Source organism: Nocardia sp. NPDC051756 (genome assembly GCF_040681495.1).
GTDB lineage: Bacteria > Actinomycetota > Actinomycetes > Mycobacteriales > Mycobacteriaceae > Nocardia.
In genome coordinates this window covers 82,347-102,197 of sequence record NZ_JBFAYV010000017.1, presented here as the reverse complement: position 1 = coordinate 102,197, position 19,851 = coordinate 82,347, and the positions used below count along the sequence as shown (strand labels likewise).

The 19,851-nt window shown below is 68.7% G+C and carries 1 protein-coding gene; it reads left to right on the top strand.

Going from position 1 to position 19,851, the window contains the following annotated elements:
• Positions 1-5: 5 nt before the first annotated feature.
• Positions 6-19,610: a hypothetical protein gene (locus AB0M22_RS43225; protein WP_364739253.1), complete on the top strand. Its 19,605-nt coding sequence runs from the start codon at positions 6-8 to the stop codon at positions 19,608-19,610.
• Positions 19,611-19,851 lie beyond the last annotated feature (241 nt).

Here is a 19,851-nt window from a genome sequence, read left to right as displayed (position 1 = left end):
TCTAGATGGACTTCTGGGATGGACTCCTCGAAACCCTCGGGTGGGTCGCCGGTAGCGATTGGCCCGAGGGCTCGGAAACCGGCATGCGGGCGCTGGCCGGTGACTGGCGCAACGCCGCCGAAGAGTTGCGCGGCATCATGGCCGATATCGACGCGGCGAAGTCCGCCGCGCTAGGGGCGTATCCGTCCGGTGCGGCGCGCGATGAGATCGCGGGCGCGTTCAACATGATGCGCGACGGCACCGGTGCCAGCAAAGAGCAGGAAAACAACAACCTCAAGAAGCTCGCCGAATTCTTCGACAAGATCGGCGAATCCGCCGACGGCATCGGTACCGAGATCGAGTACGCCAAGTGGATGATGTGGTCCTCGCTGGGACTGCTGGCCATCGAACTCGCCGCGGCGTGGCTGTTTCCGCCCACCGCGCCCGCCGTGGAGCTGGCCGCCATTGCCGCGACCCGGGTCACCATCCGGATGATCGCCCGGCAGTCGATCATGGCCGCGATCAAGCACGCCATCAAGATGGCCATCACCAGCACCGCCAAGTTCCTCTTCAAGCACGTCGCGCTGGACCTGGCGCTTGGCACCATCCAGGACTTGGGGATCCAGTGGATCCAGAAGGAACAGGGCCACCGCAAGGCCATCGACTGGAACCAGGTCGGAATGACCGCGCTGTCCTCGGGTGCGGGCGCGCTCGGCGGTGCGGGGGCCGGCCATTGGCTCGGAAACCGTTTGAAGCACGTCGATTTGGGCCCTGGCATGAAGGGCGCGATCACCGGCGTCGGCGCGGGCTTCGCCGGGTCGATCGCCGGCTACGCACCGCAATTCGCGCTCGACGTGATGCACAACGGCTGGGGCGGCGCGCTCAACAACTTCGACCCGCGCATGATCACCGCCGGCCTGTCCAACGGCGCGATGTCCGGTGGCAACAAGGCGCGGGCCACCAATTTTCACTTCGGCCGAATGGGCGCGCCGACCGGCGTCGGGGCGCCGGGCGGGCCACGGATCGGATACGCGGGTCTGGGACCGGAAGGCCTTGGTACACATAGCAATGGCGGCCCGGACATGCGTCCGGCCGGCAGCAATGGTCTGAGCCCGACGCAGACCGGCGGGGTCGGGCAGAGCGAGCACGGTGGTACGGGTGGTGACCGGACCGGCGGAGACAACGTCGGCGGCGGGGCCAACAATCGCGGCAACTCGGGTGACGGGTCGTCCACGCGGACCGATGACACCTCGTCGCAAAACGGCGACTCTTCGCGCACCGGCGACTCGGATCGGACCTACAGCACCGACGCCGACCGGCAGCAAGGCGGTGATTCGGCGAGCCGCGGCACGAATGATGGTCAGCAGCAAGGTAATTCGGATAACCGTGGCTCCGATGGCGGTCAGCAGCAAGGTGGTCCGGAGAGCCGCGGTACTGATGGTGGTCAGCAGCAAGGTAATTCGGAAAGTCGTGGCACCGACGGCGGTCAGCAGCAGGGCGGTTCGGAGAGCCGTGGCTCTGATGGTGGTCAGCAGCAAGGTAATTCGGAAAGTCGCGGCACCGACGGCGGGCAGCAGCACAGCAGCGCCCCCGAGAGTCGTGCCGGTTCGCCGGAGCAGCATGCCGGAGCCGAACCGGGCGGAGCCGACGGTAGCGGCGCGGATCGCAGCCGGGCGGGCATCGCCGACGGTGGCACCACCCACGACAGCAGCACCGGCGAGTCCGGCAGCAGCGCCGATCGATCGGTTTCGCCACAGCAGCATTCTGGCGCAGAGCCGGGAAGTGCTGCGGTAAACCATAATTCGGGCGATGCGGGACGCATCGGCGACGGTGCGCCCGCCCGGCCAGGAGCCGACGGTGCGCCCGCCCGGCCAGGAGCCGACGGTGCGCCGGCCCGGCCAGGAGCCGACGGCGCAACAGCTCGACCCGGCGGCGACGGTGCGGCCCCCCGGCACAGTGGCGACGGTGCCGCACCTCGGCAAAGCGGTGACGGTGCCGCACCTCGGCAAGCCGGCGACGCCGCCACATCCAGGCCTGCCGGTGACGCCGCGACCTCTCGGCCCGCCGGGGCGGAGCCGGGGCGTGGTGGCGAGGCCAGGCACGGCGGAGAATCGAGGGCAACCGACTCGCGCGCCGGATCGCCGGACGCCAAGCCCGGCGCCGATCGTCCGCGCGGAGATTCGCGTGCGGGTGTCTCGGAGTCGAATCCTGTTCGGGCAGGCAAGGATTCGACTCCCGGTATCCGCGCGGAGTCGAGTGGTTCCGAGGTGTCCCGGGCGCCGGAGCGCAAGGCAGGCGGAGCGGACGAGCACGTCCAGGTGCACCCGGATTCGGACGAGAGAGTTCGGCCGCGCTCGGACGCGGACGGCCCGGAGTCCAGGAACAAGCCGGAAGCCGGTGCGTCACAAGCGGATCGGCCGCGCTCCGGGGCCGAGCCGCACGCCAGGGACGAGGCCGGACGCCCGCGCGCGAACGACGCTCGGCCGGTCGGCGACGGCCCGAACCGGGCCGGCGACGCGGATTCCGCGCGGCGTAGTGACCACGGTGACGACTCCGACAGCCGCCCACGGCAGGACGACGTGCAGATCGTCCCGGTCGCGGATGTGGGCGCCGCCGCACATCCGCGGCAGTCGGGCGCCGACAGCACGCCCCGTCCGCATGCAACCGACGGCGAGGGCACGGCACCGCGCCAGGACGGCGACAACGACAGCAAGCGGCCGCTCGAGCCCGACGATCCGAATCGCGGCAAGTGTGGCGAGCTCTCGCTGCGGCAACTTCAAGAACGCTTCGGTGACGGAATCCGATTGCCGGAGCGGACTATTGGCGTCGACGGCATGACCCAGCGCGAGCTGGTCGGCGCCGCGGGCGGGCAGCTGCGCGACTTCGCCGGCGGCCACGACGCGATCCAGCGCCGGCTGTTGAAGATGGGCGACGGCGCCACCGCACTCGTCGTGGACACCTACAAGGGTCCGCGCGACGAGCACGGTGTCGGCGCGCACGCGTACCTGCTGGTGAACGAGGGCGGCCAGATCAAGGTGCACGACCCCGGCATGGGGACCGAGCACGGCTACCCGCCGCGGACACCGAAGGAACTGCACAGCGTCAGCGCGATCATGTTCAAGCCGGACGGCACGCCGGTGGACAAGGTGCCCAGCCGTATCCGGGACGAATTGCTCGCCAACCCAGCCGATCTCGGCGATCCGGCGCGGATCGGCAGTGTGCCGGACCCGCCACCGCACCCGGCCCACGAGCCGGTGCCGCCGGGAATGAACCGCGACGCCGACGGGTACCTACGTCGTTCCGGTGATGGCCCCGACTATTACCGAAGCGCCGCCGACGGCAAATTGCACAAATTCGGCGATGCGCCGAATACCTGGCGCGGCGATACTTATCCGCATCAATTGCGCGATCGTAACGGCTTCGCCACCGATCCCAACAGCGCCAGCAGCAGCGGATATGCGCATCGGCACCAGGACCTCGGCCCGCCGGAGCCGCATACGCCCACCGACCCGGAGATCGTCAAAGATCTGGCGAAGGCTTCCGCCGAGCGGCAACAGCAGGGCATAGACCGCAAAGCGGCGCGTGATCTGCTCGAGCCGCTCATGGGCGAGTTCGATATCAAGGACTCGGACGGCAAGACCGACGTCCACCAGCTCAGTGAGAAGAAGCTGGAAAAGCTCATCGCCGCAAAGACGCGGGAAATCGAGGCCATGGGCCTGGACGACGCGGCTACGGACGCCAAGCTGGATCGCCTGGCGGAAATGAAAGCCCAAGCAGAGAAATACAATCTGCTCGGCGATCAAATGAACACCACCTCGAAATTGCTGGGCGAGTTGGGCGCCAGATCATTCGGGCACCTGCCCGACGGCGCCGTGCAGATCACCCCGTTCGAGGGTGCCTGGGATGGCAATTACTCGGTCGACTTCGCCATGTTCGTACCAGGCCCGCCGCCCAAGCTGATGGTGATCGAGGCCAAGGGTGTCGGCTCGACCCTGGAGGGCGCCGAAACCCCTTACGGCCGTTCAGAGCAGGGCTCCCCGGAGTATCTCCGGAACACCCTCGCCATCGACCGGAATCTCAAGCAGATCCTGAACGAGACGCCCGAGCAGATGCGCGAGCGCGGTCTCGATCCCAACAGCGATGAAGGAAAGGCGTTCCTCAAGACCAGAGAGGATTTGCTGAAAGCGCATCGCGACGGCACGCTCGAGGTCGAATACTATAAGGCGCACACCAATATCAAGGGTGAGGTGACGATCACCCGGTTCGATCTCGAGCGCAACAATGTCCCGGTCCCGATGGACAATCTGGGCGGTTTCCAGTCCCAGCACCACTCGTCCGACGATGCGTTCAATCTTCCGGATGACCGCCGCGGTCGCTGTGGCGAATTGTCGCTCGGCGAACTCCGGGCGATGTACGGCGGCGACCATATTCGGATGCCGGAGCGGGTAATCGGTCCCGACGGGATGACCGACGGCGAATTGATGGCCGCGGCGGGCGGGCGACTGGAACTCACCTCGCACAACGACATTCAGCAAAGGTTGCTGGCGCTGGGCGATGGATCGTCCGCGTTGGTCGTCGACGCCTATTCGGGTTATCGAGACAACCACGGCGTCGGCGCGCACGCGTATCTGCTGGTCAATCAAGGCGGCGACATCGTGGTCCGTGACCTCGGCGCCGGCGTGGCCGATCATGGCTACCCGCCCCGCGTGCCACGGGATCTGAGCAGCACGCGCGCCGTCATTTTCGACACCCAAGGCCAGCCGGAGCACAAGCTGAGTCCGGTGGATCGGGCGCGCCTGCTCGCGGAGGCCGCGACACCCGCACCGGACCGGCGAGTCGGTCAGGCCTACGACGGCCGCCACAACGACCCGGACAGCCTGCGCCACGACGCCATGGATGGGGTGTTGCCGAGGCCGCCGGAAGGGGGCCTGCCCGAGGTCGAAGTGATCGGCGAACCCGGTCCCGGCGTGACGCCCGAAATGCTGGACGCCGCAAGGAAATCCGTCGCGGAAACCGGTGAGCCACTGGTGATCTTCGGCAGCCGGCAAACCGGCATCTCGGAGAAGTCCGGCGCGCCGTTCCACCCCGACAGCGATCTCGACGTCGCGGCCACCACGCCCGAAGGGCTGATGAAGCTCGTCGACGTGCACGAGGGCAACAGCCCGATCCCGAAGGTCAAGGACATCGCCGGGATCTTCACCGAGCAAGAGGCCCACGAAAAGGGTTACCTGGTCATCAAACCGGCCGACGAGGTGTCCGCGACTCCGGTGCGTCCGGCCGACGCGGGCACGGACGATCCCGTCGTGGGGGGCGACCGTCCGGATCACTCGGACACCGGGAACGACGGCAACGGGCGGCACGAGAGCACCGCGGACTGGGCCGATCGGATGCGGGCCGAGACCGCCGAGTGGACGGCGCGGATGGCCGCCGATCATGCCACCGAGATGCGGCGGATCGCGGATACCGAACCGCGGGACTGGGCCTCGGAGATGGCGGCCGACCACGCCGAATGGCGGGCGCGGATGCTGGCTTTGCGGGCCGAGTTCTCGCGCGACATCGCCGACGGCACGCTGCCGCGCCCCGAGCCGGAGGTGCCGTCCGCGGAGGCGGGCAAGCACCGGACTCCGGAGCCCGGGGGCGAGGTTCCGCACGAGGGCGACGTGAAGGTCTGGCCGCGCGAGGAATCCAGCCCGCAGCCCGAACCTGCGGGCGCGGGCGGCGGGAAGAAGCCGCCGGAATCGACACCGCCCGTTGGTGATCCGGGTGAGGACGGCACGAACCACGGCGATCGGAAGCCCGGTGACGGGACGCCGCCGCACGAGAACGATGGCAAGCCGCCGCACGAGACCGACGGCAAGCCGCCGCACGAGACCGACGGCACGCCGCCCCCCGAGGACCCGTTCGCCGCACGCCAGCACGAGCTGGAAGCCGAGCGGGATCGTGTCGTCGCCGAGCGGGACGCGCTCCAGCGGCAGCGCGACGAGCTGGCCGGCCGCCTGCGCGTCTCGTCGGAAAACGACTGGGCGGCACTGCGTCCGGGCGACGATCTCGCGCAAACGTTGGAGGAGTTGCGCAACCGCACCATGGAGGTGCGCGAACAGCCGCGCGAGCACGCCCGCATCGACGAGCTCGAGCAGCTGTCCAACCGGGTCCATGACGCGAACAACGAGATCGCCAGGATCGATCGCGAGCTGGCCGAGCTGGACGCCGCACGCGAAGCCGCACGACTCGAGACCCCGGAGGGCGAGTACGCCCGCCTGCTCGAGGAGCGGCGTCTACTGGACCATGAGCGCGAATTCGCCAGGGCGAAGCGCGAAGAGATCGCCACCTACCTCGGGTTCACGGATCTGACCGGCGCCGCGTTCGAACGTCGCATGCTCGAGCTGTACGACCAGGCGCAATCGCGGCGGACCCGGATCCCCGGCAACCTGGACACCCCGGAACGGATCGTCCGGGAACAGCTCAGTGGTTCCGAGCGCGAATTGCATCTGCGTGACCTCCGCAAGTTCAGTGATGCCATGCGCGATTGCGAGCGTCTGGACGCGGCCATCGCCGAGAAGGACGCACGCCTCGCGCAGCTGCGCGCCGAAGGCGTCGTCGGCGAGCGCCCGCCCGGCGACGATACCGGCACCGCCCTCGATCGCCTGGCCCACGAGTACGCCGACCTGCTCCGCGAGGTCGAGGCGCGCCGACCGGTGCTGGAGGACCTGGCCCGGCGGCTCGGGATTCCGGTATCGGAGCTCGGCCCGCATCCGCGTGACCTGGAAAAAGCTCTGGATTGGCATCGCACGCGCACGATGCGGGTGGACAACGGCGAGATGGCCGAGCGCCACCGCGTGCTCGATGAGCTGGAAGCCGCCGCGCGCGACGTGCTCGTCGGTGAGCACGAAATGGGCAAGCTGCGCGACGAGATGGCACGGCTCAACGGTGTGTGGCGGGATCTCGTCGCGGCCGAGGGCGGCCGGATGGTCACCGACCGGGTCGGCTTGGTGCCCGGGGAGCGTCCGCGCATCATCGTGTTCGGTCCGCGCGCGGAATTCGAGCCGTCCCGCGCGGGGCACGACGACGCGCTGGCGCACGCGATACTGACGGATCCGGCTGTGGCACAGGCGATGATGCGGCAACCGCGGATCGAATACCAGCGGGTGGTCGTCGATCCGGACGGCACCGTGCGGCAGGAGCCGATGGGTGGTCCGGCCGTCGAGCGCACTGCCACCGGATGGATCAACGGTGACCCCGGCCTGGTGATGGTGCGCTGGCAGGACGCGGACGGTCAGTGGCATGACGTCGATCCGACCAAGCCGAGCCAGCGCACCAACCGCGGTCCTGACGCGGGCCACGAATACGATCCGGGCAATCCGGATTGGTGGGGCGGCCTGTCCGACTACATCAACGACTTGGCGACGCCGTTCGCCGATATCCCGCCCGGGCATATCGCGAAGAACATGCTCCAACTGAACCCGATGAACGTCGAGACCAGGTATTTCGACAACGGCATGCCGGCCGACGACATCGTCAGCCAGCATCTCGGCGGCGACATCGCTTCTATTCAACGCAATCTCCGCACCTTGTTCATGGCGATCGACCATCCGCTCGTCCGGGACTGGATTCATCGGCATCCGGCGATCGGCGACTGGGTACTGGCGCGTCCGTGGCTGAAGCGGTTCTTCCCGGTCGGCACCATGTGGTCGTCGTTCCAGTGGCACCGGCCGCCGGAGACCAATTTCCAGCCGATGTACCGCACCTGGGAGCCGGCCGAGCATTCCAGGGTCGAGATTCCGGACTGGCTGCGGCCTGCGATCGATGAGGATGTCGCGAACTGGCGGGAAGTACAGGAGTGGGCCGACAAGCAATACGCCAAGTTCCGGGCCGACGATCAGCTCGCCGACCGGATGGCCGAACGACTGGCCGAGCACCGGCAAGAGCAGATGCGGGTCGACGCACAGGAGTTGGTCGATCGCATCCGCAAGGAACTGGTCGATCCGCATCGCGGTATCGCTCCGGACCAAGCCGGCATCGACCGCCAGGTGCAGCGGATCAACGAAGCCATCAACCGGATCGCCGACGATTCCTTCGACCACTTCGCCACCGACGATCGGGTGGCGATCAGGCACAAGATCGCTGAAATCCGGCAGCAGTTGCTCGACATCAATAACGGGCAACGGTTGTTCGATGTCCGGAACGAGCAGCCGATCACCGACGCCGACATCACCCGGATCGTCGACGAGTTGGCCCCGGACATTCGTCCGCTGCCGCCGAAGATCGAAGAGCACAACTGGCCCGACCCGTTCCCCGATCGCCCGCAACCCGACGGCGCCCCGCCGAAGCACGAATATCCGGTCTTCACCCGGGACGAGATTCAGCAGATCCTGAATCATTTGATGGTCGATGAGCACCCGGCCGTCGATTACGCCGATCCCAACGGCAGGCTGACGACGCGGCGGATGGACCAGCTCGCCGACGTGGCCGAGGCGATCAACCGGATCGTGGACGGCAAGCCGCTCCCCGCGGATATCGTCCTCATGCTCGACGCACTCGCGGAATCCAACTTCCTGCGCACTCCGCCGCCGCCGAACGGGCGCTGGACCTGGCATGACGCGAACGCGCACGCGGTGGCCGAGGGCTTCCACTGGGATGCGAACCGGCCGCCGCTGACCGGCGATCGCGCGAATATCCCGTACGCGCCTGCACCACTGCATGCGCCGGAGCCGTTCCTGCCGCGCGACCGCTACGAGCATCAATTGGCCAACGCCAAGGCGCTGTGGGACACCCGTTCACGCGCACTGCTCGAAGCCGCGCGGGTAGCCGGCGTCGATCCCGAGAGTTTGTTCCGGGCCGCCGATCCCGCCGACCGGCTGGCCAACCTGCGCAACCAGCAGCCGGACGCGGACGGTCGCCGGCACATCGATGACCTGTCGGCCGCGCTGCGCGATTTCGACGACTCCACCGCGGAGGTCATGCGCCTCGAACAGCGCCTGGAACAGCACGACGGCAAACTCGACCGCGCCCGCGCGGCGATCCGTGGTGAGCAGCCGGAAGTGCCCGTGCTGGAAGCGGGTTCGAACGCGAAACCGGAAGCGCCCGGGCCGACCGCGGAAGAGTTGTTGCAGCAGCAGCGGTTCGCCGAAGCCGATGCGCGGCAACGGAGTAACGAGATCGATCGGCTCGAGCAGGCCAAAGCTGACGCTATCCGGGCTCGGGACGAGGCCGAAAACGACCATCTCCGGGCGCAGGATCCGGCCGAAGCCGACGAGGCGTACGAGCGGCACAAGTACGCCGTACGGGATGCGGCCGAGCGGGATCAGCAGCTCGCCGAGCAGATCAGAAAAAACACCATGCTCGAAGCCGGTGCGGAGCCGCTCGACGGCGCGCCGCAGATCGGCATCATTCCGGGTGATCCGCCGCAGGCGATAGTCGTGGTGCGCGGTGAGCAGACGGATCCGACCACGTTGATCGATCGAGCGATCGCGCAGCATCCTGAGCTTGGTGATCTGGTCGGACCGAATCGCGACAACGTCACCACCTATCGCCTCGTCCCTGGCGAAGACGGTCGCACACAGGTGCACCGGACCGATTCGCCGGAGGTTCTCGCTCGGTCTGCGGAGGCTTTGGCGGAGCAGCAGCGGTTCGCCGAAGCCGATGCGCGGCAACGCAGTAACGAGATCGATCGCCTGGAGCAGGCCAAGGCCGACGCGGTGCGGGCCAGAGACGATGCCGCGAGACGGCTGGACGAGGCGGCGGACCAGGGCGAGGCGGAGGCCGCGTACGAGCAGCGCAACCATGCCGAGCGTGAGCTGGCCGAGCGGGATCAGCAGCTCGCCGATCAGCTGCGCAAGAACACGATGCTCGAAGCGGGCGCGGAGCCCCTGGAAGGTGTGCCACAGATCGGTGTCGTTCCCGGCCATCCGCCACAGGTGATCGTTGTGGTGCGCGGTGAGCAGACGGATCCGACCACGCTGATCGATCGAGCCACCGCGGTACATCCGGAACTCGATGATCTGGTCGGCCCGAACCGCGACAACGTCACCACCTACCGCCTCGTCCCCGGCGAAGACGGCCGCACAGAGGTGCACCGGACCGACCCGCCGGACGCCCCACCCTTGGCAGCGCCCCGCCCAGAGCCCGACGCACCGAGTGATGGCGGCGGCGCGAAGAAGCCACCGACTGGCGAGGCGCCGAAGCCGGCCGAGGTGCAGACCACTCCGGCTGCGGATGATGCTGCGGCACAAAACAAGCCGAGCAAAGAGCCGACGGCGGTAGCGGACAAGCCGGCGAACAAGCCGAACGAGCCGGTCAATGAGGCCGCGCCGGTGCGTGAGACGCCTGTGCCGGTGCGTGAGACGTCCGCGTCGGTGGGCGAGAGGCCTGCGTCGGTGGGCGAGGCGCCTGCGTCGGTGCGCGAAACTCCCACGCCGGTGGGCGAGAGGCCCGCGCCCACCGGGGACAGCGCAGCGAATAAGCCGGTGGCCGAGGCGAATCGGCCTACACAGGTGACGGACGAAGTCCTGCAGCAGCAGCGGTTTGCCGAAGCTGATGCGCGGCAACGGAGTAACGAGATCGATCGGCTGGAGCAGGCCAAGGCCGACGCCATCCGGGCTCGGGACGAGGCCGAAGCGGAACATCTCCGGGCGCAGGATCCGGCCGAAGCCGACGAGGCGTACGAGCGGCACAAGTACGCCGTGCGGGATGCGGCTGAGCGGGATCAGCAGCTCACCGACCAGCTGCGGAAGAACACGATGCTCGAAGCGGGCGCGGAGCCGTTGGACGGTGCGCCGCAGATCGGCATCATTCCAGGCGATCCGCCGCAGGCAATCGTTGTCGTGCGCGGTGAGTTGACGGATCCGACCACGTTGATTGATCGTGCGGTCGCGCAGCATCCGGAGCTTGGTGATCTGGTCGGCCCGAACCGCGACAATGTCACCACTTACCGCCTTGTTCCCGGTGAGGACGGCCGTACGCAGGTGCACCGGACTGACTCGCCGGAGGTTCTCGCTCGGTCTGCGGAGGCTTTGGCGGAGCAGCAACGGTTCGCCGAAGCCGATGCGCGGCAACGCAGTAACGAGATCGATCGCCTGGAGCAGGTGAAGGCCGACGCTGTGCGGGCCAGGGACGAAGCTGAGGAAGAGCTTCGGCAGGCGCAGGATCCGGCCGCGGCCGAGGAAGCGTTCGAGCGGCACAGGTTCGCCGAGCGCGACGCGGCCGAGCGGGATCAGCAGCTGGCTGATCAGCTGCGAAAGAACACGATGCTCGAGGCCGGTGCGGAGCCGCTCGACGGTGTGCCGCAGATCGGTGTTGTCCCCGGCGATCCACCACAGGTGATCGCCGTGCTGCGCGGCGAATCGGCAGACCCGACGACGCTGCTCGACCGGGCCGCCGCGGTACATCCGGAACTCGATGAGCTGGTCGGCCCGAACCGTGACAACGTCGTCGTCTACCGCCTCGTCCCCGGCGAAGACGGCCGCACCCAGGTACACCGAACCGACCCGCCGGACGCCCCACCCCTGGCCGCAACCCGCCCAGAACCAGACGCACCCAGTGATGGCGGCGGCGCGAAGAAGCCGCCCACCGGCGAGGCCCCGCAGCCGAAGGATATGCAGAGCACCCCACCGGCGGATGATGCTGCGGCCCAGAACAAGTCGGTTGAGGAACCGAGCGCAGTCGACAATCCGGCAGGGGAGGCGAGCAAGCCGGCAACCGAGGCGAACCGGCCGGTGACCGAGCCGGAACGGCCGACCGGAGAGCCGAACGAGCCCGCGAGCGCGCCGGTCAAGCCTGCGGAGGAAGTCGGCAACCGTCCGCCCGCGGTCGAGCCGTCCGGTGAGTGGTCGACGGTGGGTGACCCGCGTTCGTACGAACCGTCTGCTCGCGCAGTGGATTTCGACGGGATCGTCGATCGGATGACCGCTGCGGCCGACAACGGTGCGCGGTTGCTCGATCAGGCGCGCACGATGGCGCGTGCGCTCGGGGTGAACGCGGATGGGCTCAATGCCCGCGACCTGGAGCGGGAAGTCCGTGCGGTGCACGACGACGCAGAGGCGCGGGTCGCGGAACTCAATAACCGCGAGCAGGTCCCGTCTGCCGAGATGGTGCAGCATTTCGCCGATCTGCGTGTGGCACAACAGCATTACGGCGAGATCGTGCAAGCGACCGGCGAGGTGTCCAGGACGCTCGGCCGGTACCACGAGTCGATCCGGACGGTGAACCACCTGCGCACCGAAGCCGCCACGGTGGCCGCGCGCGACCTGCTCGCCACGGAAGGCCGCCCACTGGCCAATGCGGACGGGATAGCCGTTCTGCCGGGCGATGCCCAGCGGCTGTTGGTGGCCACGCCGTTCCGCGAACCGGTGCACCTCATCGGCCCCGAACTGCGCGCCAACCTGGACCAGCAGGGTGTCGAGGTCGTCTACCGGCAGGTGCTGGTCGACGATCAGGGCCGGGTGAGTGTCGTAGACCTGGCGCCGCCGAACGTTCCGGACCCCGCCGGGGAATTGCGTCCGGCCGAGGTGCAAGCCGAGGAGACGCCGGAGAATTCGACCGTCCAGTCGGCCGCCGACGGTGGCGGTGGTGGAAAGAAGCCGCCGCAACCGCCGACAGCGCCCATGGCCGGCGATCCAGATGACGGCGGTTCCGCCGGCCACCGTCCGCCGCAGGGTGAACCCGCCGGCGATCCGAGCGAAACCGGTTCGGACGCAGCGGCTCTCGCTCGCGCGGTGGCTCGGGTCGAGGCCGCGGAGGCCAACGGCGAGACGTTCCGGGTCGAGGTGCTCAGCGAGGGCGCGATGCGTCGGGCCGAGCGGGTGGAGCTGATCACCTTCGAGGACGGCACACAGCTGATCCGCAAGGTGCTCACCAACCCTCGGCACGGCGACGCGGAACAGCTCGCGTCCCTGGTCGGGCACGCCGTCGGCGCGAACGTGCCGCACATCGTGCGGGCCGGCGACAACGTGATCTACATGCAGGTCATGCCGGGCGACTGGGCCGACACGCAGCAGTCCCGCGCGATGAGCCCACGGGATACCGGGTTGACCGACTCACCGAGCGGCGTTCGCCTCGGCCTGCTCGATGTGCTGATCCGGATGCCCGACCGCGGCATGACGAACTGGCTGGTCACTCCGGACGGCGTGATCAGCGGTATCGATCACAGCCTCGCGTTCGGCGGCGGGATTCGCCCGAATGCCGAGACCACCAGTGGTTTCGCCCATCACTTCCTCGAGGTGGGCCCCGACGGCCAATTGCAGTGGCGTCAGCATGATTTGAGCGCGGCGGAGCTGGCCGAGATCCGTGGCCGGATCGAGGCGCTGGCACCGGAGTTCGCCGATCATCCGGACTGGCATCAGTCCGTGCTCGACCGGTTGACCAAGCTCGAGCAGAACGTGCGCCCGGACGGCGATCCGCCCGCGCCGGACGAACCGTCCGGTGGGCCCGCCCAGCCAGGTGACTCCGGTCCGAAACGACCAGCCGCACCGCAGCGTCCGGAACAGCCGGTCGTCGATGAGTCGGCGCCCAAGCCGGCGACCGGCGGCGACGACGGTGGAAAGAAGCCGCCGCAACCGCCGGCGCCGCCGCAGGAAGGTGATCCCGGCGACGGTGATTCCAGCGACGGCCATCGTCCGCCGGAGGGCGGCCCGGTCCAGGAGCCGACTGAAACCGATCCCGAGGCTGCGGCGCTCGCGCAGGCGGTGGCTCGGGTAGAGGCCGCGTTGGCGTCCGGTGAGCCTATCCACTTCGAGCGGATCAGCGACGAGGCGACGCGGATCACCCTCGAGGACGGCACGCAGCTGATCCGCAAGACGCTCGGCAATATTCAGCACGCCGACGCGGAAGTGCATGCGGCACAGATCGGTCACGCCGTCGGTGCGAACGTGCCGCATGTCGTGCGGGCCGGCGACCACGTGGTCTACATGCAGCTCATGCCCGGCGACTGGGCGGGCGGCCGGCATCCCGGCGCGTGGAGCCCGCAGGAGACCGGGCTGACCAACACCCCGGCCGGTGTCCGGCTCGGCCTGCTGGACACGCTGATTCGGATGCCGGACCGCGGCATGACGAACTGGCTGGTCACGCGGGACGGCGTGATCAGCGGCATCGACCACAGCCTCGCGTTCGGCGGCGGGCAGCGCCCGAACGCCGAAACCACCAGTGGTTTCGCCCATCACTTCCTCGAGGTGGGCCCCGACGGCCAATTGCAGTGGCGTCAGCATGATTTGAGCGCGGCCGACCTGGCCGAGATCCGCGGCCGGATCGAAGCGCTCGCACCGGAATTCGCCGATCACCCCGACTGGCACCAGTCGGTGCTCGACCGGTTGACGATGCTCGAGCAGAACGTGCGCCCGGACAGCGCTGCGCCCCGATCCGAGGCTCCCGGCGATCCGGGCGACGCCGGACGGCCACACCCGGGTGCTCCCGAGCGGCCCGGCACCCCCGAAAACGGAAGCGGCGCAACCAGAACCGAGGACGCCCCGCAGCCGAACCCGGCGCACCTGGCGGACAACGCCGAACGCCGCGCCGAACTGGTCGAAGCGCGCGACCTCGCCGTCCGCGACCTCGACGCCGCGACCCGCCGCCGCAACGAACTGGCCGAGCTGCTCGGCGTCGACCCGGCCGAAAATTGGTCGGCGCTGCGCCCGGGCGACGACCTCGCCGACACACTGCGCGAGTTGAACCACCGCCGACCCGACGGGCAGGAGTGGCAACCGCACGACCTGCTGCGGGTCAAGGAACTGGAGCGGTTGTCCAACCGGGTGCCCGAGACCGAGGCGACGATCCACCGGTTGACCGCCGAGATCGCCCGAATGGACGAGCTGACCGGTCCGGCGGAAACCCGGGAGGCCGAATACGACCGCCTGCTCGAGGAACGGGGCGAGCTGGCGCGCGAGCGCGAAGCTGCTCGTGCGGTGCGGGATGCCATCGCCACGCGACTCGATGTGCCCGACCTGACCGGTGACGCGTTCGCCCAGCGGGTGATGGAGCTGCACCGGGAAGCCCGGAGCCGGTCGGTGCGGGTGCCCGCCAACCTGGACAACCCCGCCAGGGTCGTGCACGAGCCGGTGGCCGGACCCGAGCGTCAGCTGCGCGAACGATCCATTCGCAAACTGATCCAGGCCGTCGAGGCGTTCAATCTGCTCGACACGGCCGTCGACCGGATCGACGCCAGGTTGCAGGTGCTGCACGGCGAGAACGTGAACCGGGACCGGCCGCTGTCCGCGGACGTGGTCACCGCACTGGATCGGCTGGCCAACCAGCAGGCGGCGATCTTCCAGGACAGCAAGCGCCGGCGCGCGGTCCTGGAGGATCTGGCGGAGCGACTGCATATTCCGCTGTCCGATCTCGGCCCGCAACCCCAGCGACTGGCCGAGACGATGCGGCAACAGCGGCAGCTCGACGACGGCACCGATCCGCACCGGCCGGCCATGCTCGACGAGCTCGAGTCGGCCGCGACCGACGTCATCCGGGCCGACACCGCGATGACCCGCCTGCAAGACCGGATGACCCAGCTCACCGAGCGCTGGCACGAGGTAGTCGAGTGGCGCGACGCCATCGACACCGAGGGCGGGCGGATGGCGACCGACCGGGTCGGCATCATCGAGGGCGATCGCCCCCGGATCGTGGTCTTCGGTCAGCAGCCTGACCCGGCGCGTCCGCACGCGCTGCACGACGCCGCGCTCGAACACGCGATCCGCACGAATTCCGCTGTCGCACAGGCGATGTTGCGGCACCCGCGGATCGAGTACCGGCAGACCGCGCCCGGACAGGAGTCGGTGATCCATCCGGGTCCGCCGATGGAGCGCACCGAGACCGGCTGGATCAACGGCGACCCCGGCATGCTGGTGGTCCGCTGGCGCGACGCTGCCGGGGACTGGCACACGGTCAACCCGAGCAGGCCCGATTGGTCGGTCAATGTGGACGCCGAGGGCAAGTTGCGCCGTGGCGACAGCCTGAGCGAATACGACCCGGGCAACCCGGACTGGTGGGCCGGCCTCGCCGACTACATCAACGACCTGGCCACCCCGTTCGCCGACATCCCGCCGGGGCACATCGCGAAGAACATGCTGCCGATGAACCCGATGAGCGCGCCGGTCGAATACTTCGAGGGCGGCGTACCGGCGGATGACATCGTCACCCTCCACATCGGCGGCGATTTCTATGCCATCCAGCGGGATATCCGCACCCTGCTCCAGGCGATCGACCATCCCGCGGTCCGAGACTGGATCCACCGGCATCCGGCGATCGGCGACTGGGTCAAGGCCCGGCCGTGGTTGCAGAAGCTGCCGCCGTTCGCGACGGTGTGGGACGGATTCGACTGGCACAAGCCGCCGGAGACCAACATCCAGCCGATGTTCCGCGGCTGGGAGGCGAGCGAACACTCGCGCCTGGACGAGCACGTGCAGATCCCCGAGTGGTTGCAGCAGGTCTTCGATCACGAAGTAGCGCAATGGCAGCGGGTCCAGGACTGGGCCGATGCCGAATACGACCGGTTCCGCGCGGACGACCGGTTGGCCGACACGATCGCCGCCCAGTTGGCGCAGTTCGGCGAGGATCAGCAGTCGGTCGCCGCACGCAAGCTCATCGACCTGGTGCGCAAGGAACTGGTGGACGCCCACCGCGGCATCGACCCGACCCGGCCCGACGTCACCGAGCAACTGGATCGGATCGACCGGCAGATCGATGAGCTGGCCGACCGCACGCTCGGCATGTTCGACAGCAATGATCGAATCGCGGTGCGCGACACCATCGCCGACATCCAGACCCTGCTGCTGGAACAGCAGAACAACGGCCGCGTCACCGAGGAACGGCTCAATCGGATGGCCGCGGAGCTGGCGCCGCACATGTGGCACGACGCCACCGCCGACAGCGCCCTGCCGCCGCCACGCTTCACCCGCGAGCAGATCCAGCAGGTCCTCGATCACTTCATGAACGACGAGCACCTGGTCACCGATTACGCCGATCCCACCGGACGATTGGTGCGGCAGCGGATGGATCAGCTGGCCGACGTCGCCGAGGCGATCAACCGCCTCGTGGCAGGCCGGCCGCTGAAGCAGGACATCGTGATGCTCTACGACGCGCTGGCCGAATCGGAGTTCCTGCGCGACCCCGAGAACCGGAACAAGACCTGGCACGACGCGAACACGCACGCGGTCGGTCTCGGCTTCCACTGGGACGCGGACCGGCCGCCGCTGACCGATTGGCGGGCGGGCATTCCCTACGCCGCCGCGCCGCTGCCGGAATCGACGCCGTTCCTGCCGCGCGATCGCTATCAGCTCGAATTGTCCGAGGCGCGAGCTACTTTGGACGCGCGCACCGACGCGCTGCTCGCGCTGGAGCAGGGCATGGGGATCGATCCGGCGTGGCTGTTCGGCGGCACCGAGCCGGTCGAGACCCGGCTGGCCGAGCTGCGCGCGCAGCAGCCGGATCCGGCGGGGCAGCGCCGGGTGGACGAACTGTCGCAGGCCTTCCGCGATTTCGAGGACGCCGCCGAACAGGTGCGGTTGCGTGAGCAGAACATCGAACGCCACGACACCGCGCTCGAGCAAGCTCGCGCGCTGGTCCGCAACGGGCAGCAGCCTGAACTGCCCGGCCCGGTCGCGGAGCCCGATGGTGCGACGCAACGTGATCCGGCGACCCAGCCCGACGAAGCGACGCAACCCGACGTCGACGCCGAGGCCCGGCGCGAGGTCGAGGAACTTCGCGAGCGCCTCGAACTGGATCTGGTGCAGGCTCAGGATCGGCTCGATCGCGCCGAAGCGGCGCGTGCCGCGGCCGCCGAGGGTTTGTCCATGACGATCGAACCGCACGAGCTGCGCTCCGAACGGGAAATCGAAGCGCGCGCAGCGGATTTGCGGACGCGGACCCTGGACGTCACCCAGCAGCAGGCCCGGCTGGACCAGGTCGCCGAACTCGAGCGCGCGGCCAAGGACTACTTGGTCGCCGAAGCGGAAGTCGGACGCATCGAGGCGGAGTTGGGTCGCGCCGAAACCCAGGCCGAAGCGCTGCGTTCGCTCGATCCCGGTGCTGGCGACCGGACCCGTCCGGCTACGGAGAACACGAACCAGCACGAACCGCAGGGCAATTCGACGCGCACCCGGCCGGTCCCGGATCGCTTCGGTGACCACGAAGTCACCGATCCGGCTGAGCAAGAGGTCGACCCGGGCTCGACTCCGGATCGCGATAACGACGCCGACGGTTCCGATCGGGAGCAGCCGGTCGATCCGGACGCCGTGGCGGAACGCGAGCGCACGGGCGACGATACCGATCCCGCTGAGCTGCCGGGTGATTCGATGTCCGCGCGTGATCGGGCTCGGGAATCCGACCGGGATGATTCCGCAGGCGACGACGATTCAGGGTCGGATAGCGGCACCATCGACGGCGGCTCGAATCGTGATCGCGGCTCGGACAACGGGAACGACGACGGTGGGGACGATCGATTCCGCGGCGGTGAGCCGCAGGCGCCGATGTTCCGTTCGCACATACCGCATCCGCCGCACGAGTACGAGTTCGAGTTCCCGCCCGAGGTGGGACCCCCTCTCCATATCCATGTACCGGAGGCGGAACTCCCGGAGAAGCCGGAGCCGCCGCAACCTCCGCATCCGCCGGTGCCCCCGCACCCTCCGGTGACCACGCATCCGCCGGTTCCGCCACGGAATCCGGTACCGCCGACTCGGCCGCACACGCCGAGGCCGCCGACCACGCCGACGACCCGGCCGACGACGCCGCCAACTACACCGCCGACGACGCCACCTACGACGCCGCCGACAACTCCGCCGACGACGCCACCCACAACTCCGCCGACGACGCCACCCACGACGCCGCCGACGACGCCACCGACGACGCCGCCGACAACTCCGCCCACGACGCCGCCGACGACCCCACCAACCACCCCGCCGACGACCCCACCAACTACACCGCCGACAACCCCACCCACATCACCGGATCCGTCGCCTACCCAGACACCCGGCCAGTCCGGCCTGCCGTCGTACCCACCGCAGGCGCTACCCCCGTACCCCGGAGAGCCTGGGTCGACCTCACTCCCGGGTCAGTCTTCACTCCCAGGACAGCCCGGCTTCCCCGGCCAGAACGGCCAGAACGGACACCTGCCGAACCCCGGGCAGTTCAACGGGGCACCGGTCGGCGATCAGCAGCAGCCGATGCTGCCGCCGCCACCGGTGATGCCGCCGATGGGCGGCGCAGCGGCCAACGGTGCGGGCTCGCGCAACGGCGACCGGCGCCGCTGGAACGGTGAGAACGATTCGCGCAGTAGCGAAGTCGTCATCCAGCCGCTCGACGGCGGCCGCTGGGCGTCGTTCGATCCGGACAGCGGGTCCCTGCGGGCGATCCCGGCCGCCACCGGCCCGGTCGGTGGCGTGCTCGGCTACTTCGGTGATGTGCTCGCCGTGTTCTACCGCAAGGAAGGCCGGCTGACGCTGCGTCTCGGATCGAATGAATTCGACCTCGACGCACCCACCGTCGGCGTCGGCTGGGAGCATGTCGATCAACGGCACGCGCGATTCCGGGTGCATGTCGACGGTCAGCCGGTCGTCGACTTTCCGTACCCGCTCAACGGTGGTGGGACCGACCTCGGTTTAATCGTCCGCGATGTAATGGCCGATCCGCGTCAATGCGCCACTGTCTTCCATTGACCATCGGCTGTGAACATAATGAACGCAATACGAGGAAGAAGTGAGCAGCTCGCCGACCGGGATCGGATCCTCGACTACCTGCGCAAAGGCCCCGAGGTCTTCGACGTGATGGAGGCTGCTGGCCATCCCGGACGAATTCGTCCAGCACGTCCGCGCCAACGACTACCTGCCGATCGACTACGACCTGCGTGACGAGGCCTTTCGGGCCGCCTACCTCCGCTACTTCTGAGATTGCCGCGAA

Bases quoted from the DNA above. Each gene is read 5' to 3' on its own strand.
- AB0M22_RS43225 (WP_364739253.1), top strand. From the start codon at position 6: ATGGACTTCTGGGATGGACTCCTCGAAACCCTCGGGTGGGTCGCCGGT.